The organism is Bradyrhizobium sp. CCBAU 45394, assembly GCF_028128655.1.
GTDB classification, from domain to species: Bacteria; Pseudomonadota; Alphaproteobacteria; order Rhizobiales; family Xanthobacteraceae; genus Bradyrhizobium; species Bradyrhizobium diazoefficiens.
On the sequence record NZ_LBIX01000158.1, the window covers coordinates 74163 to 92792 of the forward strand.

At 64.6% G+C, this 18630-nt stretch carries 20 protein-coding genes; 6 read left to right on the forward strand and 14 right to left on the reverse strand.

Annotated elements, in window-relative coordinates; genetic code table 11:
* The first annotated feature begins 216 nt into the window (after positions 1-216).
* The 5 genes from WN73_RS18485 (at position 217) to WN73_RS18505 (ending at position 3050) form a co-directional block, all read left to right on the forward strand.
* Positions 217-987: a TenA family transcriptional regulator gene (locus tag WN73_RS18485; protein WP_049832404.1), complete on the forward strand. Its 771-nt coding sequence runs from the start codon at positions 217-219 to the stop codon at positions 985-987.
* A gap of 15 nt (positions 988-1002) precedes the next feature.
* Positions 1003-1335: a 2Fe-2S iron-sulfur cluster-binding protein gene (locus WN73_RS18490; RefSeq protein ID WP_039184585.1), complete on the forward strand. Its 333-nt coding sequence runs from the start codon at positions 1003-1005 to the stop codon at positions 1333-1335.
* Between the two features lie 89 nt (positions 1336-1424).
* The gene (locus WN73_RS18495; protein WP_028171760.1) at positions 1425-1721 is read left to right on the forward strand and encodes a hypothetical protein; all 297 of its coding nucleotides are present in this window, start codon (positions 1425-1427) and stop codon (positions 1719-1721) included.
* 37 nt (positions 1722-1758) lie between these two features.
* Entirely contained in the window at positions 1759-2091 is a 333-nt protein-coding gene (locus tag WN73_RS18500) for a 2Fe-2S iron-sulfur cluster-binding protein (RefSeq protein ID WP_028171759.1), read from the forward strand.
* Positions 2092-2273: 182 nt separating this feature from the next.
* The gene (locus WN73_RS18505; RefSeq protein ID WP_063623008.1) at positions 2274-3050 is read left to right on the forward strand and encodes a GntR family transcriptional regulator; all 777 of its coding nucleotides are present in this window, start codon (positions 2274-2276) and stop codon (positions 3048-3050) included.
* A gap of 20 nt (positions 3051-3070) precedes the next feature.
* Here the strand turns inward: WN73_RS18505 and lpxB are convergent, their stop codons facing one another.
* Genes lpxB through lpxA form a run of 3 tightly spaced genes read right to left on the reverse strand, consistent with a single transcriptional unit; the run spans position 3071 to position 5914 of the window.
* Positions 3071-4249 carry a lipid-A-disaccharide synthase gene (lpxB, locus tag WN73_RS18510; RefSeq protein WP_271554173.1) on the reverse strand — a complete coding sequence of 393 codons (1179 nt, stop codon included), beginning with the start codon at positions 4247-4249 and terminating at the stop codon, positions 3071-3073.
* The gene (locus WN73_RS18515) at positions 4246-5103 is read right to left on the reverse strand and encodes an LpxI family protein (RefSeq protein WP_271554188.1); all 858 of its coding nucleotides are present in this window, start codon (positions 5101-5103) and stop codon (positions 4246-4248) included. The genes lpxB and WN73_RS18515 overlap by 4 nt, the downstream gene beginning before the upstream one ends.
* 19 nt (positions 5104-5122) lie before the next feature.
* Positions 5123-5914: an acyl-ACP--UDP-N-acetylglucosamine O-acyltransferase gene (lpxA, locus tag WN73_RS18520; RefSeq protein ID WP_011087617.1), complete on the reverse strand. Its 792-nt coding sequence runs from the start codon at positions 5912-5914 to the stop codon at positions 5123-5125.
* Between the two features lie 170 nt (positions 5915-6084).
* On the opposite strand from lpxA, the gene WN73_RS18525 reads away from it, so the two are divergent.
* Entirely contained in the window at positions 6085-6408 is a 324-nt protein-coding gene (locus tag WN73_RS18525) for a KTSC domain-containing protein (RefSeq protein WP_271554175.1), read from the forward strand.
* A 25-nt stretch (positions 6409-6433) separates the two neighbouring features.
* On the opposite strand, the gene fabZ is transcribed toward WN73_RS18525, so the two are convergent.
* The 11 genes from fabZ to WN73_RS18580 all read right to left on the reverse strand — a co-directional run bounded on the left by fabZ (position 6434) and on the right by WN73_RS18580 (position 18313).
* On the reverse strand, positions 6434-6895 hold the full coding sequence (gene fabZ / locus WN73_RS18530) for a 3-hydroxyacyl-ACP dehydratase FabZ (RefSeq protein ID WP_011087619.1): 462 nt from the start codon (positions 6893-6895) through the stop codon (positions 6434-6436).
* On the reverse strand, positions 6892-7959 hold the full coding sequence (lpxD, locus tag WN73_RS18535) for a UDP-3-O-(3-hydroxymyristoyl)glucosamine N-acyltransferase (protein ID WP_011087620.1): 1068 nt from the start codon (positions 7957-7959) through the stop codon (positions 6892-6894). The genes fabZ and lpxD overlap by 4 nt, the downstream gene beginning before the upstream one ends.
* Before the next feature lie 148 nt (positions 7960-8107).
* Positions 8108-10642, reverse strand: a complete 2535-nt coding sequence (bamA, locus tag WN73_RS18540) for an outer membrane protein assembly factor BamA (protein WP_028171754.1) — start codon at positions 10640-10642, stop codon at positions 8108-8110.
* 176 nt (positions 10643-10818) lie between these two features.
* Positions 10819-11970, reverse strand: coding sequence for an RIP metalloprotease RseP (gene rseP, locus WN73_RS18545; protein WP_028171753.1), 1152 nt, complete (start codon positions 11968-11970; stop codon positions 10819-10821).
* A 44-nt stretch (positions 11971-12014) separates the two neighbouring features.
* Entirely contained in the window at positions 12015-13238 is a 1224-nt protein-coding gene (gene dxr / locus WN73_RS18550; protein WP_011087623.1) for a 1-deoxy-D-xylulose-5-phosphate reductoisomerase, read from the reverse strand.
* Between the two features lie 4 nt (positions 13239-13242).
* The gene (locus WN73_RS18555) at positions 13243-14085 is read right to left on the reverse strand and encodes a phosphatidate cytidylyltransferase (protein ID WP_028171751.1); all 843 of its coding nucleotides are present in this window, start codon (positions 14083-14085) and stop codon (positions 13243-13245) included.
* Positions 14082-14840, reverse strand: coding sequence for an isoprenyl transferase (locus WN73_RS18560; protein ID WP_011087625.1), 759 nt, complete (start codon positions 14838-14840; stop codon positions 14082-14084). Before WN73_RS18560 ends, WN73_RS18555 begins: the two co-directional genes overlap by 4 nt.
* 10 nt (positions 14841-14850) lie before the next feature.
* Positions 14851-15414: a ribosome recycling factor gene (gene frr / locus WN73_RS18565; protein ID WP_028171750.1), complete on the reverse strand. Its 564-nt coding sequence runs from the start codon at positions 15412-15414 to the stop codon at positions 14851-14853.
* A 68-nt stretch (positions 15415-15482) separates the two neighbouring features.
* Entirely contained in the window at positions 15483-16199 is a 717-nt protein-coding gene (pyrH, locus tag WN73_RS18570; RefSeq protein ID WP_027545778.1) for a UMP kinase, read from the reverse strand.
* Positions 16200-16260: 61 nt separating this feature from the next.
* Positions 16261-17184 (reverse strand): translation elongation factor Ts, encoded by a 924-nt coding sequence (gene tsf / locus WN73_RS18575; protein WP_011087628.1) that lies wholly within the window; start codon positions 17182-17184, stop codon positions 16261-16263.
* Between the two features lie 133 nt (positions 17185-17317).
* A complete protein-coding gene (locus WN73_RS18580; protein WP_028171749.1) occupies positions 17318-18313 on the reverse strand; it encodes a 30S ribosomal protein S2 in 996 nt (331 codons plus the stop codon).
* Positions 18314-18630 lie beyond the last annotated feature (317 nt).

Here is an 18630-nt window from a genome sequence, read left to right on the forward strand (position 1 = left end):
AGAGGCATCCAAGGTTACGTTTGAGGAACCATGTAACTATTTTATATCATTGATATTTATCAACTTATCCACATACGAATTATCTTGCCGGCTCGTCCGAACCGTTGACACGCGACAAAAATTGTATACTGTATACTTAAAATGGCAGTTCGCGGACGAAATGCCCTATGGCCCGTGATTGAACGGCCCAATCTCTGCGGTGACAGGAGCGCGACGATGCAGAAGCTTATGAACCACGTCGAATTTCGCACGGCCCTTGAAAACGCCATCAAGGGCAAGAGCGCCAACAAGGCCCCCTTCAGCATCGCCTGGGCGAGTGGAAAGCTGAGCCGGGCGCATCTCGCGTCATGGGCGGAGAACCACTACCACTATGTCGGCCCATTCGCCGACTATCTCGGCTACATCTATGCGCGGATGCCGGAGCAATATCAGGAAGCCAAGGACTTCCTTCTGGCCAACATGTACGAGGAGGAGATCGGCGGCGATCGCCACACCGACCTTCTGATCCGTTTCGCCGAGGCCTGCGGCACGACCGCGGCGCGGGTCAAGGATCCCGACAACATGACCGCCACCACGCGCGGGCTGCAAAGCTGGTGTTATTCGGTCGCGATGCGCGAGGATCCGATCGTGGCTGTGGCAGGTCTCGTGGTCGGCCTGGAATCGCAGGTGCCGTCGATCTATCGGAAGCAAACGCCGACCCTGCGCGAGAAGTACAAGTTCACCGATGAAGAGGTCGAGTTCTTCGATCTCCACATCGTGTCGGATGAGATTCACGGCGAACGCGGCTACCAGATCGTGCTCGAGCACGCCAACACCGTCGAGCTGCAGCAGCGCTGCCTGAAGATCTGCGAGATCGGCGCGCAGATGCGGCTACTCTACACCACCGCGCTCTATCACGACTATGTAGCCCAGGACATTCCGCTGTCCGAACTCGACATGGCTGAGACCAGAGTTCCCGCCGAAGAGCGCGCGCTGCTGCAGGCCTAAGCGGAGCGAAACGGGATGCCCCACGTCGTTTTTCACAGGGCCGGCCAGACCTTTCACGGCGAGGTCAACGAAAACACCAATCTCGTCGTGCGGGCGGGCATCCGCCAGTTTCCATACCCGAACTTTCAGTACGGCTGCGGCATGGGTAAATGCGGGAAGTGCGCATCCCTGATCATCAAGGGGAGCGAGCATCTGCCAGAGCCGAACTGGAAGGAAAAGAAGCGCTTGGGAGCCAGAATTGAACTTGGCTATCGCCTCGCCTGCCAGGTCTGGCTGACCCACGACATCGAGCTGTCGCAGGAGGCAACGCCGCTCGCGGACGTCGTCGCGCCGGGCAACGCCGACTGATGCGCCGGCCGGTCCTTGGGGGCGGATACGCGCGCAGTCCTCGATGACCTGACGGACTGATTGTGCGGAGAACACGGGAGTTGCGAACGATGTATGTGATACTGACCAGCAAGGCCGGACAGTTCCGGACCGAGATCGTCGACGGGCTCAAGCCGCTCGCATCCTACGACTACCTGTTTTACGGCACGAAGAAAGCGACCTTCGTGATCGCGGAACTGCTCAGGGATACGAAGATCAAGGTCATCGACGAAGCCTGGTCGCCCCCCATCGTGAACGAGGTACCCTCCAAGTTCCTCGAGAAGTTTGAAACGCCTGAGCGTGCCTTCAGCGAGCTTCAGCACCTCACGACGTTCGGCCACATGGATACGGAACTGCGCAAGTCGTGATCTCCGAAAAGCGCATGCGCCAGTCGCGAAGGCTGTCATGATCGAAGTCACGTTCCTGACCAACGATAGCAAGACCGTAACGGCTCCGGAGAACAGCAACCTGCTGCGGATATCCCTGCGAGAGCAAGGCGGCATCCCGTTCAAGTGCGGCGGCGGGATTTGCGGAACATGCAAATGCCGCATCGAGAAGGGCCTTGAGAACACCGACGCAATCAAGCCGAAGGAACGAAAGCACCTGAGCGAGGAGCAGTTCGCCGACGGCTACAGAATGGCGTGCCAGACGTTCCTCCTTGGCAATGTCAGCGTGTCCTGGACGCCCAGGCCGGCCTCACCGGCACCCCGGCTAGCCGAAGGCCGTGCCGGGGACTGAGCACCGGCTGGGACACTTCCGGCGCATCGCTCTGTTGACGGTCATGGCGACGCCTTGCCGACGTGCACCGGCCGGTCTAAGTCTACCCCTGTCGCCCTTGCCCGGAATTCCGTTCGGCCGATGGCGGCTTGGATCTCGCCGCGCGATTCAGATATTCAGTCGGCGGCTGAGCAGGTCATCTCATGGCGGGCAGGTTGGAAAACCCAAAACGGCGTCTTGGTGACGATTACCTTTCCCTTCACGACAGGGTCATCGAGGAACTGCGCCAGGCCATCTTGAGCCGGCGGCTGAAACCCGGCGAACGGCTAGTCGAGGGACGTCTCGCCGAAGAGCTCGGCGTCTCGCGCAATCCGGTGCGCGAAGCCATCCGCGTGCTGACATCGGAAGGCTTGGTTGAAGTGACCGCGCGGCGCGGCGCGTCAGTCCTTGCAATGACGGACGAGGAGGCGCGCGAAACCATCGAAGTCCGCGCGCTGCTCGAGGGCCAGAATGCGCGGCTTGCGGCACGCCGACGCGACCAGGACATTCTGGCGCGGATCGCGGCCGTGCTGAACAAGGGTTCGGAGGCGGTTGCGACCAAGCGCTACGACCTGTTGTCCGATCTCAACCAACAGTTTCACCACGAGCTAGCCGCGGCCGGCCGCAATCGCGTTCTGTCCGATCTGCTCAAACGACTGCGCGAGCGGACTGCGATGCTGTTCGCACCGACCGATCCGGAGCGTCAGGCGCGTACCTGGGATGAGCATGCCGGCATTCTGCGCGCCATCATTGCAGGCGACGAACGGGCGGCCGCCACGCTTGCCGCCGAGCACGTGATGCGGGCCGGCGCCGATTTTCTATCGACGCTTCAGGTTCCCCACGAGAGTCCGTCGCTGGAGGCCCCGTCCGTGCAGCCGAGCAAGGCGTCCGGTAAATCGCGGGCCAGTCACGCGACGACTGCCGGACAGCCCAAGAAATAGACCAGCAGGACCTGCTCCAGTTAGCCCGTTCCCTTACGCATGGTCGCCAGCACGATGTCGGCGGCGAGCACGCTCGGCGCTTTGTTGCCTGTGGACATGATGGTGTCGAGACGGGCGAAGGCTTCGACCTGCCGGCGGCGCATATCGCTGTCCGTGAGCACCTCTGACAGCGCCGGTGCGAGCTTCTCCGGCGTGCAGTCTTCCTGCAAAAACTCCGGAATGACATCCTCACCGATCACGAGATTGGCGAGGATCACCGAGGAGACGCGGATCGCGCGGCGCAGGATGAAGGCCTCGATGGCGCCGACGCGATAGGCCGTCACCATCGGAATGCCCGATAGCGCCAGTTCCAGCGTCACCGTGCCGGATTTCGCCAGCGCGGCGTGCGCGATCCGGAAGGCGGCGCGCTTCTCGGCCTCGCCGATCACGATCTGCGGCTTGACCGGCCAACTGGCGATGCCTTCGCGGACGGTGGCTTCGAGATGCGGCATGGTCGGCAGCATCAGTTCGAACGCGCGCCCCTCCGCCTGCAACCGGCCGAGCGCCGCGCCAAACACCTCGATATGATGCCGGATCTCGCTGCGCCGGCTGCCGGGCAGCACCAGCAGCACCGGCAGCTCACTGTTGCGGCGCTTCTGCTCCTCCGCATTCGGCCGCAGCGACCCCAATTGCTCGATCAAGGGATGGCCGACATAGCTGCATGGCGGCCCGCCGAGCTTGCGGTATTCCTCCGGCTCGAACGGCAACAGGCCGAGGACGTGATCGACATAGCCGAGCATGGTCCGCGCCCGTCCCGGCCGCCAGGCCCAGAGCTGCGGCGAGACGTAGTCGACGATCGGGATCGCAGGATTGCGCGCCCGCACGCGGCGCGCGACGCGATGGGTGAAATCGGGGCTGTCGATGATGACGAGCGCGTCGGGCACGGCCTCCAGCACGGCGTCCGCGGTCTCGCGGATCAAGCGCAGGATCTTCGGCAATTGCTGCACCACCGCGGCGAAACCGACGATCGACAGCTCCTCGATCGGGAACAGCGTCTCGAGCCCCTCGCGCGCCATGGTGCGGCCGCCGACGCCTTCGAACTGCACGCCGTCGCCGAGGCGCTGGCGCAGCACCTTCATCAAGGCGCTGCCGAGCCGGTCGCCGGATTCCTCCGTGGCGATCAGGAAGATCTTTCGCTTGGGATCGCGACCCTGCATCACGCCGGCAGGCCGATGATGAAGAGGTACTTTGCGTCGGCGAGCGCGATCATCGCCTGCGGCTCGGCGGCAATGGTGTTGCCGGCGATCACGGCGATGCCGGCAAGGCCGGCTCTCGCGACGCCCTCGATGGTGCGCGGGCCAATCGTCGGCAGGTCGAAACGCAGGTCCTGGCTGCTCTTCGGCGCCTTCACCAGCACGCCGCGGCCCGTCGCCGCGCGAATCCGGCCCTCCTCGCGCAGCCGCGCGACGCGCGCGAGCAGCGCGTCGGTGCCCTCGATATCCTCGACCGCCACCACATGGCCGTCGATCACCACGGCAGCCTGGCCGATGTCGAACGGCCCGAGCGCGGTCAGGACCGCGCGGCCGCGCTCGATGTCGGTCTTGCTGGTGTCGTTCGGCCAGGCGCGGCTGATGCAGCCCTCGGGCATCAAGAGGTCGGGCGCGACGTCCTTGATCCCGACCATGCGAAAGCCGCCTTGTTCGAGAATGCGCCCGACACCGGACAGCAGATGATCGTCCCCGCCGCGAAAGGCACGGATGACATTGCCGAGCAACCGCAATGTCGTGAAGTCGAACCGGATCTCCGAGAGCGAAGGCCGCACCAAGGTGCCGATGAAGATCAGGTCACGGCAGCCCTCCTCGCGGAACAGCCGCATCGCGCGCCCGAGCTGGCCGACCGAGATCCAGCGGTGGCGGAACTTTTCCACCTGCACCGGATCGCAGGCGCCGCGCAGCGGAAACAGCACCGGCGTGATGCCGCGCGTGGCGAGCGAGTCGGCAACCGCAAACGGCATGGCGCCGCCGCCGGCGACCACGCCGACGGGCGATGAAATCCCTGCCGCCGCCGATGTCATGTCCGCGGCCATCGCAGGTTCACTTCTCGATGGCGGGAAGACAGAGCGGACGCTTGCCCTTGCCGATGAAGCCGAGGATCTCGGCGATCGCCGGATCTTCGCCGGCCAGCGGCCTGGACGCTTCGAGCCGCTCGGCGAAGGTGCCTGGGCCGTGGAAGAGCTTCTGGTAGAACGCGCGCACGGTCGCAAGCCGCTGCTTGGTGAACTTGCGCCGCTTCATGCCGATCAGGTTGAGGCTCTCCAGCACCGCATATTGACCGTTGACCAGCCCATAAGGGATGACGTCGTCGCGTACGCCGCAGACCCCGCCGACCATGACATACGGGCCGATGCGCGTGAACTGATGCACGGCAGACAGGCCGCCGATATAGACGGCATCGCCGATCTCGCAATGGCCGCCGAGCGTCGCCGACGTCGCGAAGATCACGCTGTCGCCGACCATGCAGTCATGGCCGACATGGCTGTTGTTCATGAAGTAGCCGCCGCTGCCGACGCGCGTCAGCCCGCCGCCCTTGATGGTGCCGACGTTCATCGTCGCGCCTTCGCGGATGGTGCAGCCCGAGCCGATCTCGAGCCGGGTCGGCTCGCCCTTGTAGCTCAGATCCTGGGGCGCGCCGCCGAGCACCGCGAACGGCGAGATCACGCAGTTGTCGCCGACCGAGGTGTGGCCGATGACGGTGACCTGTCCGATCAGCTTGCAGTTCGCGCCGATCACGGCATTCGGGCCGATGATGCAATAGGGGCCGATCTCGGTACCCTCGCCGATCACGGCGCCGTCCTCGACCCGTGCGGTGGGATCAATCTTGCTCATCAAGCAATCTAACTCGTCAAGAAGGTCTGGTTATGTGTTGAAGTCGTTCGGTTTTCCGCTGGTTAGCCCGACTATGCCCGATCTGTCCAGTGACGTATGATCTCGACGTGTTTCACGTGCCGGATGAGGCGGCCTTCCCGGCAACACGTTCATGCGGAGCTTCAGCTATCGTGGTCAGGGCCCTGGCAATGCTGCTCGCACAGCTCGCGGCCGCACCGGTCGTCTCCGAGACGGTCGAGACCGGCGGACACCGGCCCGTCGACCTCGCGACATTCGAATGCCGCGACATCACCCGCAGCACGGTGCTTCAGCGCGTCTGCTACGACCGCGCGCAGCAGGACCTGATCGTCGCGATCAACGGCGCGTATGACCGCTACTGCGGCGTTGATCCCGAAACGGTCGACAGCCTCCTGGGCGCGCCGTCCATGGGCCAGTTCTTCAACCGGAAGATCAGACGCGAGGCAGCGGGCAGCCGCTACGATTGCGGCGTATGAGCCCGTCCGCGGGGTCGTAAGCCGCTCAGTCGGTCAGCATGGCGCCGACGTCGGCCTCGGCGACGACCTGGCCGTTGACCTTGGCATCGCCGTGAAACCACCACATGGTCTTGCGGCGGCCGAGCGAGCGCATGTGATACTCGATGGTATCGCCAGGGAGCACGGGCTTGCGGAACTTGCACTTGTCGATGGTGAGGAAATAGACCGCGCGCGGTTTCTCGGTGCCCTCGACCGACTTGATGCCGATCACGCCCGCCGTCTGCGCCATCGCCTCGATCATCATGACGCCGGGATAGACCGGGCGCTCGGGGAAATGCCCCTGGAAGGCCGGCTCGTTGAAGGTGACGTTCTTGATGCCGATGCCGCTGTAATCGGCGCGGATGTTGATCACGCGGTCGATCAGCAGCATCGGAAAGCGGTGCGGCAGCGTCTGGAGGATCGCGTTGATGTCCACCAGCTCGAACTTAATAGGAGATCCCTCCGTCATTCCCGTCCCTCGTCCTTCGGATCGGCCCTGCTGTCGCGTACCAGGCGCTCCACCGCGATAATTTCCTTGAACCACTGCTTGGTCGGCTTGGCGAAAAAACCACCCCAGCGTCCGTTCGGCGGGATGTCGTCCTTGACGCCGCTCATCGCAGTGACCTGGGCTCCGTCGCCGATCTTGAGGTGATTGTTGATGCCAACCTTTGCTCCCAGCGCCACATTGTCGCCGATGGTCAAACTGCCGGCCAGCCCGATCTGGGCCGCCAGCAGGCAATTCCGGCCGATCGTCACATTGTGGCCGATCTGGACCTGGTTGTCGATTTTGGTGCCCTCGCCGATCACGGTGTCGCGCAGGGACCCACGATCGATGGTGGTGCCAGCGCCGACCTCCACATTGTTCTGGATCAGCACGCGCCCGGTCTGCGGCACCTTCAGGTGCCCCTCAGGGCCGAAGAAGATGAAGCCGTAACCGTCCTGGCCGATCGAGCAGCCCGGATGGATCAGCACATCGTTGCCGATCAGCGCGCACTGGATGGCGGTGCGGGCGCCGACATTGCAGTCCCGGCCGATCTTGACGCCGGGGCCGATCACGGCGCCGACGCCGACCACCGTGCCGCTGCCGATCTCGACATCCGCACCGATGACCGCCAGGGGGTCGACGATCACGCCGTCCTCGAGCCGGGCCGTGGGATCGATGATGGCCGACGGCGCGATGCCGTCATTGCCGACCCAGGATTGCGGCCTCAGCGCGTCGCCATGCCATTCCCGCGCGATCCTGACGAAGGCGCGAAATGGCTGCGCCGCCCGCAGCACGGCGACGTGTGCGGGCACCTGGGCCTCGAAGCGCGGGCTGACCAGGCAGGCACCCGCTCTGGTCGCCTTGAGCTGATCGGCATATTTGAGGTTGTCGAAGAACGCCAGATGCATCGGGCCGGCTTCGTCGAGCGAGGCCAAGCCCGTGATGACGTGATCGCCCCTGGTGGGGTCGACCAGCAGCGCCTTTGTCAGCGTGGCAATATCGGCCAGCGCCGTCGCAGGCGGCTTTGTGAAGAAGGTCGGCTGCGCCATTCCACCCCGTCGCGGTCCGGCTTCGACATGAAGCGGCCAAACCGCATCATGCCTTTTCTCCCGGATTGAGCACGATCTTATTGGAGACCGGCCCCAAGGAAAACCCAAGGGAAACCCAAGGGGGCCGGATCATGCCCTGCTGATCGAATTAGAACGAGGTGCCGCCGCCGAACCGGAACTCCTGCGTGCGGTCATACTTGCCCTTGCTGAGCGGCACGGCATAGTCGAAGCGCAGCGGTCCGAACGGCGACTGCCAGATCAGGCCGACACCGACCGACGAGCGGATCACCTTGCTGTCGTCGTACACGAGGCCGGTACAGGTGCCCGCCGTCGCCGGATTGATGGTGGACGGGATGCAGTTTGAGTTCCTTGTGGTGGTCGTCTCACCGGTCGCCGACCAAGTCGTCGGTCCCTGATAGTCGTACAGACCGCCGGCGTCAGCATAGACCGCGCCCTTCAGACCGACTTCCTTCGGCAGGAACCAGAACGGCATCTGCAATTCCATCGAAGCGCCCCAGTACTTGGTGCCGCCGAGCGCATCCTGCGTGCCAAAGGGGTTCAGGTCGCGCGGGCCGATGCCGTTCGGAGCAAAGCCGCGGACGAGGTTCGGGCCCATCTGGAATTGGTCGAGCATCCGCAGATCGCTGCCCATCTTGGTCAGGATGCCGCTCTGAAGGCGCGCGACGGCGACGATGTCAGACACCAGCGGGGTGTAGTACTTCGCGTCGATAACGCTCTTCAGGTAGGTGACGTCGCCGCCGACGCCGGCGAAGTCCTGCCGGAAGTCGACGAGCAGACCGTCGGTGGGGTTCTTGTTGTTGTCCAGCGTGTTGTAGCTCAGAGAGTAGCCGAGCGCCGAGGTCAGGGTCTTGCCGTTGGCAAGCTCCTTGCGCACCGGCAGCGAGGCTTCGCCGTCGCTGTAGCAGCCGAGGCCGTTGGTCGAGCTCAAATCGATCGGCGGAACCTGCGACGCAGCGAAGGCCGGGCTCGGGTTGAACGCCGGGCCGGCGATGTTGTTACAGTTCGCCAGGTAGAACGGCAGCGTGATTTCCTGCCGATAGATCGAGTAGCGCAGCTGCAGCGCCAGATCTTCACGCAAGGAGAAGCCGAGGCGCGGCGAGAAGCCGAGCGTCTTGGTGCCGTAGGAGATGTAGCTGTTGGACTTCTGCTCACGCTGATAGAGGTCGAGGCCCAGCGCGACGCGGTAGTCGAGCAGATACGGCTCGACGAACGACAGCGAATAGCCGCGTGCGTACTGGCCATAGGTCACCGACGCCTTGGCGAACAGGCCGCGACCGAGCAGGTTGCGCTCGGAGACCGAGACTTCGGCAAGCGCGCCGTCGGTCGTGGAGTAACCGCCGGAGATCGAGAAGTCGCCGGTCGATTTTTCTTCCATGTCGACGATCAGGATGACGCGGTCGCTGGACGAGCCGGGCTCCGTCGTGATCTTCACGCTCTTGAAATAGTCGAGGTTCTTCAGGCGCCGCTCGGCACGATCGACCAGTGCGCGGTTGTAGGCATCGCCCTCGGAGATGTCGAACTCGCGGCGGATGACGTAGTCGCGCGTGCGGGTGTTGCCGCGCAGGTTGATGCGCTCGATATAGGTGCGCGGGCCCTCGTCGATGTTGAACACGACGGAGACGGTGTGCGCCTCGAAGTTGCGGTCGCCGCCGGGACGGACCACGGCGAAGGCATAGCCACGGCGCGAGGCCTCGATCTGCATCTCCTCGACCGACTTCTCGACCGATTCGACGTTGTAGAGCGAGCCGACATTGACGCGCGAATAGGCGCGCATCGAGTTCGGATCGAAGTTCGGGATGCTGGAACGGAAGTCGAGCGCGCCGACGCGGTATTGGGCGCCTTCCTCGATCTTGAAGGTGACGTTGAAGCCCTTCTTCTCCGGATCGTATTCGGTGAGCGCGGCCACGACCTGGACGTCGGCGAAGCCGTTCTTGAGGTAGAAGCGGCGGATCAGGTCGCGGTCGGCCTCGACGCGGTCGGGATCGTAGATGTCGCCGCTGGCAAGGAAGCTCAGCAGGTTCGATTCGCGCGTCTTGATGACGTCCCGCAGGCGGTAGGACGAGAACGCGACATTGCCGACGAACTCGATCGACTTGACGCCGGTCTTGGCGCCCTCCTCGATCGTGAAGATGAGATCGACGCGGTTGTTCGGCTGCTCGATGACCTCGGGCGTGACGCGGACGTCGTAGCGGCCGGAGCGGCGATAGATTTCGGCGATTCGCAGCGTGTCGGACTGCACCATGGCGCGGGAGAAGGTGCCGCGCGCCTTGGACTGGACTTCAGTGCCGAGTTGCTCGTCCTTGATCTTCTTGTTGCCCTCGAAGGCGATGCGACCGATCACCGGGTTTTCCACCACGGAGACGACGATCTGGCCACCGGCGCCGCGGTTGATCTTCACGTCCTGGAACAGGCCGGTCTCGATCAGCGCCTTGAGGCCGTCGTCGATGGCGCCCTGATCCAGGCGACCGCCCGGACCCGGCTTGAAATAGGAGCGGATCGTCTCCACCTCGACCCGGCGATTTCCTTCGACGGAAATCGACTGGACGGTCTGCGCAAGCGCAGACGAAGACACAAGAGCAGCCCCAATCGGGGCAACCACCGGCGCGCCGAACATGATCAGGGTGGCAAGCAAGCCCCCCCGGAGTCGCAGTCCAAACTTCATTGCGCAACGCGCCCTTATCATTCCGTGCCAGACCCAACCCCAACGCCGGTCCGGAGATTCCCCAAGTTCAGGCCGCTTGTAGCCAATTTCACCGACGCCGCAAACGGCCGAGCGCGCCGCAATTTCAATTTCATTCCAAGACGTTGCCTAACAGCAACGCCACAAAAAAGCCCCTATCAGGAAGCTGCCATCCGCAGGATGTCGTTGTAGGTCGCAAACACCATCAACATCAGCACCAAACCCAGCCCGATTCGGAACCCCATTTCCTGAGTCCGCTCGGACAGGGGCCGGCCGCGAACCACCTCCGCCGCATAGAACATAAGGTGACCGCCATCCAGCAGTGGGATCGGGAACAGGTTCAGCAGGCCGATCGACACCGACAGCACCGCGCAGAGGTTGATCACGAACTGGAACCCGGCGCTGGCCGCCTGCCCCGACATCTTCGCGATTCCAAGGACGCCGCTGACCTCGTTGGGATTGCCGTTTCCGACAAACAGCGAGCCCAGGAACTTGAAGGTACTGGTGATGATGAACCAGACCTGCTCGACCCCGATCTTGAGCGCCTCGCCGACCCCGACCGGTGCGGTCGAGGCCTCACCAGCCTGTGACTTGTGCTCGACGCCCAGCACGCCGAGGCGGTGGCTGTTGCCGAACGGATCCTTGCGCTCGAGCAGCGCCGGCGTCGCGCTCAGCGACACGATGGCGCCGTCGCGCTTCACCTGGAAGGCAAGCGCCGAACCGGCATTCATCGCCACGATCCGCTGCATGTCGGCAAAGCTCTCGATCGGCTTGCCGTCGATCTGGACGACGATGTCCCCGATCTTGAAGCCGGCCGCAGCCGCCGCGCCATCGGCGACGACGCCGTCGACGCGCGCGATCGTGCTCGGCTTGCCGTAATACAGGGCCATGCCGGCGAAGATCAGCGCGCCCAGAATGAAATTGGCGATCGGTCCGGCCGCGACGATGGCGGCGCGCGGGCCGACCTTCTTATGGTGGAAGCTGCCGGCGCGCTCCTCGGCCGTCATGGCCGCGAGCGTCTCGGCCGACGGCGTCGAAGCCTCGCTCTCGTCGCCGAAGAACTTGACGTAACCGCCGAGCGGGATCGCCGAGATCTTCCAGCGGGTGCCATGGCGGTCGTTGAAACCGACCAGCTCAGGCCCGAAGCCGAGCGAGAAGGTTAACACCCGAACGCCCGCCCAGCGCGCGACCAGAAAATGGCCGAGTTCATGGAAGAACACGACGATGGTCAGGACGAAGAGGAAGGGAACTGCGTAGCCGAGGAGCCCATGGCTCAACGTATTGAAACTATGGACAAAAAAGTCGATCATCGAATTCCCTCATCCAGCGCCGCAAGGCCCTGGCCCCGAACCATCTAGGATGCCTTTAAGGCAATTTGAGGCAATAGGGCGGCAGCTCTATTTCGAGCAACATGGTCAACAGAGATTGCATCGTCGGCGGACGTCAGAGGCGTCTGGTTCCCGCCGCGGATCCAGTCCTCCAACGTCGCCTCCACCAGCCGGGCAATCGCGCCGAACCGGATCTTGCCGGCGATGAAGGCGGCGACCGCGACCTCGTTGGCGGCATTGTACACTGTGGTCGCCCCCTTCCCGGTCCGGAGCGAATCGTAAGCCAGCCGTAGTCCGGGGAACCGCTCGAAATCGGGCGCCTCGAAGGTCAGCTGGCCGATCTTGGCCAGATCGAGCTTGGCCGCCGGTCCCTTGATGCGGTCGGGCCAGCCAAGGCAGTGGGCGATCGGGGTGCGCATGTCGGGAGAGCCGAGCTGGGCCACGACCGAACGGTCGGAGAACTCGACCATGCCGTGGATGATCGACTGCGGATGAACGAGAACGTCGATCTCGTCGGGCGAGAGCGCGAACAGATAGGAGGCCTCGATCACCTCGAGCCCCTTGTTCATCATCGAGGCGGAATCGATCGTGATCTTCTGGCCCATGCTCCAGTTCGGATGCTTCAGCGCCTGGGCGAGCGTCGCCTGCTCGATGTCGGCAGGCTTCCAGGTCCGGAACGGACCGCCGGATGCCGTGATGATGACACGGACCAGCTCGTCGCGATTACCGGAGCCGAGCGCCTGGAACAGCGCATTATGCTCGGAATCGGCTGGCAGGATGCAGGCGCCGGCCTTCGCCGCGCGCTGCATGAAGAAATCGCCGGCGCAGACGAGGCATTCCTTGTTGGCGAGCGCGACATGCGCGCCGCGATCGACCGCGGCGAGCGCCGGCTTCAGTCCGGCGGCGCCGCTCACGGCAGCCATCACCCAATCGGCCGGACGCGCGCCGGCTTCGATCACCGCGCTTTCGCCGGCGCCGCATTCGGTGCTCGTGCCCGCAAGCGCAGCCTTGAGCTCGGCGAACTTGGAGGTGTCGGCGATCGCCACGAAGCGCGCCGAAAACTCCTTCGCGAGCTTCGCCAGCGCTTCGACATTGCCGTTCGCCGTCAGCGCCTCGACACGGTAGCGTTCGGGAGAGGCGCGCAGCAGATCCATCGTGCTGTCGCCGATCGAGCCGGTGGCACCGAGAACCGTGACGCTGCGGACGGCAGACGCCGCAGCCTTATTGTTACGCAATGGGACCGCGCTCATATCCTCACCAAACCACAAGACCGCTTCCGGCGCTATGCACACCATGGCGGAGAAAGCCGATAATCCATGCCGCCAGGATGGCGGCGACAAAACCGTCCAGACGGTCCAGTAGACCGCCATGGCCGGGAATTAAGTGACTGGAATCCTTGACACCGAAGCGCCGCTTCACCGCGGATTCGAAGAGATCGCCGAGCTGCGAGACCACCGACAGGACGGCGCTGACGAGCAGCAGTGGAACCGCCTTCCCGAGCCCGCAAGCCGCAAAGCCGGCGGCGACCGCAAGGCTGGCGGCAAAGCCGCCGAGCGCGCCGGCCCAGGTCTTCTTCGGGCTCACGCGCGGCCACAGCTTCGGTCCGCCAATGCCGCGGCCGGCGAAATAGCCGCCAATGTCGGTCACCCACACCACGAGCAGCACGAACATCAGCGCGGCAAAGCCGTTCACGAGATCCTGCCGTACCAGGATCGAGGCCAGCAGCGCCGCCGATGCATAGGCGAATCCGGCGGCCGCCCAGACGAACTTGCCTCGCGCGATCAGCGTCACGATCGCCCCACCAACGAGGCCGGTGACGATTGCGGTCTTGAGCGCGCCGAAGGCGACGCAGGAGCCCATGATGGCGAGGACGATCGTTCCGGACGCGGTCAGCGCAACGGACCCCGCGCCCACCACCATCAGCCATTCCGCGAACAGCCCGATCGAGACCAGCGTGACGAGGAGCGCCCACAGCCAGCCGCCGGCATAAGCGAGCGCAATGGCAAGCGGCGCCAGCACCAGCGCTGCGAGGACCCGCATCACGAGATTGCTCGGGGCAGGCTTCGAGCCAGCCGGTACGGTCTCGGGTTCGCTCACGAGGCGGTTTTCGCGACCAGGCCGCCGAAACGGCGCTCGCGCCTGGCGAATTCGGCGATCGCGCCTTCCAGCGCCGCCTTATCGAAATCGGGCCAGTGGATCGGCACGAACACGAGCTCGCTATAGGCCGCCTGCCACATCAGGAAGTTGGACAGGCGCTGCTCGCCGCTGGTGCGGATGATGAGATCGGGATCGGGAATGTCGGGCGCATCGAGATGCGCCCCAAGCGTCTCGGCGTCGATCGTGGCAGGATCGCGCCTGCCCTCCGCGACCTCGCGCGCGAGCTTCTGTGCCGCCTTCGCGATCTCCTGCCGCGAGCCGTAGTTGAAGGCGACGACGAGCGTGAGACGCGAATTGTCGCGCGTCAGTTCCTCGGCCTCGTTGAGCAGCGCGCAGATGTCGCTCTCGAGCCCGTCGCGCTCGCCGATGATGCGGACCTTGACGCCGTCGCGATGCAGGCTCGCGAGATCGTTGCGGATGAACCGCCTGAGCAGGCCGAACAGATCGCCGATCTCGCTCGCCGGACGCGACCAGTTCTCCGACGAGAACGAGAAGATGGTGAGATAGCGGATGCCGAGCTCGTGCGAGGCGCGCACCACGCGGCGCAAGGCCTCCACGCCGCGGCGATGACCTTCGGCCCGCGGCAAACCGCGCGCGGCGGCCCAACGCCCGTTGCCATCCATGATGATGGCGACATGCGCAGGCGCGTCGGACCGATCGGGTCCTTCCGTTGCGGGCGCGGCGGCGTTGGACATGACGGCAGCCTCAGACGGTGAGGATTTCTTTTTCCTTGGCGGCCAGCAGCTGGTCGATCTCGGCGATCGTGCCGTCGGTCACCTTCTGGACCTCGTCGGCATGACGCTTCTGATCGTCCTCCGACATCTCGTGATTCTTCTCGAGCTTCTTCAGAACGTCGAGGCCGTCGCGGCGGACGTGACGCGCGGCGACCTTGGCGGCCTCCGCGTATTTGTGCGCGACCTTGACGAGCTCCTTGCGCCGCTCCTCGTTGAGCTCGGGGATGCGCAGGCGCAGCACCTGGCCCTCGGTCGCGGGCGACAGGCCGAGATTGGAATCGACGATCGCCTTCTCCACCGCCTTGACCATCGACTTGTCCCAGACCTGCACCGAGATCAGGCGCGGCTCGGGCACGCTGACGGTGGCGAGCTGGTTCAGCGGCATGTGGCTGCCATAGGCCTCGACCTGCACCGGATCGAGCATCGAGGCAGAGGCGCGGCCGGTGCGCAAGCCGCCGAGCTCGTGCTTGAGGGACTGGACGGCGCCTTGCATGCGGCGCTTTACTTCGTTGAGGTCGAAATTTCCCGTGGGCATCACGTTTCTCCTTCAAAATCCCGGCGACCTCACCGCGCCCCTCCCTTCAGGGCGCGCCAGATGAGCCGTCAGCCGGCGACGATGGTACCGTGGCCGATGCCACGCAGAATCGCACCGATCGACCCCGGCTCCGCGATCGAGAACACGATGATAGGCAGCGACGTCTCGCGGGCAAGCGCGAAGGCGGTCGCATCCATCACCTTGTAGCCGCCCTCGATCGCCTGCGAATGCGTCAGCCGGTCGAACCGCGTGGCGGTCGGATCCTTCTTCGGGTCGGCCGAGTAGACCCCGTCGACATTGGTCGCCTTCAGGACCGCCTGTGCGCCGATCTCGGCGGCGCGCAGCACCGCGGTCGTATCGGTGGTGAAGAACGGATTGCCGGTTCCGCCGCCGAGCAGCACGATCCGGCCCTCGGCGAGGTATTTGTGCGCCGCAGTCCGGGTGAACAGCTCGGAAATCTCGGGCATGACGAAGGCCGACAGCGTGCGCGCCGGCGTGCCCTTGCGCTCGATCGCCGCTTCCAGCGCGAGACAGTTCATCATGGTGGCGAGCATGCCCATGGTGTCGCCGGTCGGGCGCGAGACGCCGCGGGAGGACACCTCGACGCCGCGCACGATATTGCCGCCGCCGATCACGACCGCAACCTCGGTGCCGAGATGGCGGGCGGCGATCAGATCGTCCGCAACCCGATCGACGGTCGGCTGATCGATGCCAAAACCCTGCTGTCCCGCGAGATATTCGCCGGACAGCTTGATCACGACGCGACGATAGACCGGATCAGTCATGAGCACTTTTCCTTGTCCGGCCGCCGCTTCCGGCGGCACGCCGGAAGGAACGTTCCGGCGCTTACTTCTTGCCGCTGGCCGCAGCGACCTCGGCTGCGAAGTCGCTTTCCTGCTTCTCGATTCCCTCACCGAGAGCATAGCGCACAAAGCCCGCAATCTTCACAGCGCCGCCGACCTTGCCTTCGGCTTCCTTCACCGCCTGCGCCACCGACTTGCCGGTGTCGTGGATGAAGGCCTGCTCGAGCAGACAGACTTCCTTGTAGTAGGTCTTGAGGCCGGACTCGACGATCTTCTCGATCACGTTCTCCGGCTTGCCCTGCTGGCGATATTTGTCGGCGAGCACGTCCTTCTCGCGCTTGACGACCGCCGGATCGAGGCCGGACGGATCGAGCGCCAGCGGGTTGGCGGCGGCGACATGCATCGCGATCTGGCGGCCGAGCGCGGCAAGCTCGTCGGCCTTGCCCGGCGATTCCAGCGCCACGATCACGCCCATCTTGCCGGCACCGTCGATGACCGCACCGTGGACGTAGTGCGACACCACGCCCTGGCTCACTTCGAGCGAAGCTGCGCGGCGCAGCGTCATGTTCTCGCCGATGGTCGCGATCGCGTCATTGATCGCGGTTTCGATCGTGACGTCGCCGACCTTGGCGGCCTTGATCTTCTCGACATCGGCGCCGACGTCGAACGCAACCTGGGCGATCATCTTGACCAGGCCCTGGAACTGGCCGTTGCGCGCAACGAAGTCGGTCTCGGAGTTGACCTCGACCACGACGCCCTTGGTGCCCTTGGTGAGCGCGCCGATGAGGCCCTCGGCCGCGACGCGGCCCGACTTCTTGGCGGCCTTCGAAAGGCCCTTCTTGCGCAGCCAATCCTGCGCCGCTTCCATGTTGCCGTCGTTTTCGGTCAGTGCGGCCTTGCAGTCCATCATGCCCGCGCCGGTCGACTCGCGCAGGTCCTTGACCATCGCAGCTGTGATCGTTGCCATCGTTGAATATCCTTTGTGCCTGCCGGTTTGCCGCGGCGTGGCATCAAATTGCCCCGCCGCGGTCCATCTCAGGAATTCGCGTCAACTGAAATGGTGGCCGGAGTCTATCCGGCCAACCCATCGCTCTTTTTGACTATTCCGCTTCCGCGGTCAGCGCCTTGGCCTTGGCCACCCAGGCATCCGCACGGCTCGGCAGACCGACTTCTTCGCCGATCGTGTGCGCGGTGTCGTGATCGAGCTCGGCGAGCTGCCAGAAGTGGAAGATTCCGAGGTCGTTGAACTTCTTCTCGATCGCGCCCGACACGCCCGGGAGCTTCTTGAGGTCGTCGGCGGTGCCGCGGGGACCTGCAAGGCCCTGGAAGCCGCTCGAGGAGGCCGCCGGCAGCTCTTCGGCGAGCGGACGGGCCGAAGCACCGATGTCGATGCCCGAATCGCCCTGGGCGCGCGAGATGCCGTCGATCGCCGCACGCGCGATCAGGTCGCAATAGAGCGAGATCGCGCGGCCGGCGTCGTCATTGCCCGGCACCACATAGGTGATGCCCTTCGGGTCCGAATTGGTGTCGACGATCGCGGCGACCGGGATGTTGAGGCGCTGGGCCTCCTGGATCGCGATGTCTTCCTTGTTGGTGTCGATCACGAAGATCAGGTCGGGCAGACCGCCCATGTCCTTGATGCCGCCGAGCGAGCGGTCGAGCTTGTCGCGCTCGCGCTGAAGCGTCAGGCGCTCCTTCTTCGTGTACGAATTGGCTTCGCCGCCCGAGAGCACGTCGTCGAGGTGACGCAGGCGCTTGATCGAAGCCGAGATCGTCTTCCAGTTGGTCAGCGTGCCGCCGAGCCAGCGCGAGTTGACGAAATACTGCGCGCAGCGCTTGGCCGCGTCCGCAACGCCGTCCTGTGCCTGGCGCTTGGTGCCGACGAACAGGATGCGGCCGCCCTTGGCAACCGTGTCGCTGACGGCCTGGAGGGCGTGGTGCAGCATCGGCACGGTCTGGGCGAGATCGACGATGTGGATGTTGTTACGGGTGCCGAAAATGAACGGAGCCATTTTCGGATTCCAGCGGTGAGACTGGTGACCAAAGTGCACGCCAGCTTCCAAAAGCTGACGCATGGTGAAGTCGGGTAGCGCCATTGTTATAATTCTCCGGTTGGTTCCTCCGGAAGCGTGTGAGCAAAACGGAGCGTTGCGCCCCGGCTGCCACCGGACGGCCTTGTGAGCCATGCTTCCGTGTGAGATGGCGCGCTATATAGCGCGATTTCGGCCAGAAGCAAGGAAATAAGGGCCATTCGCGGGCGGTTTCGCCCGCGAATGGCCCCCCTTCCGTAAAGACCGCGCCAAGCTCTGGCGCTGGACTAGCGCTTGCCTAGCACTTGGGCTGGTTCGGCGGGCACTTCTTGGCCGCCGGCGGCGGGGCCGCTGGGCGGGGCGGAGGTGCCGCCGGACGCGGC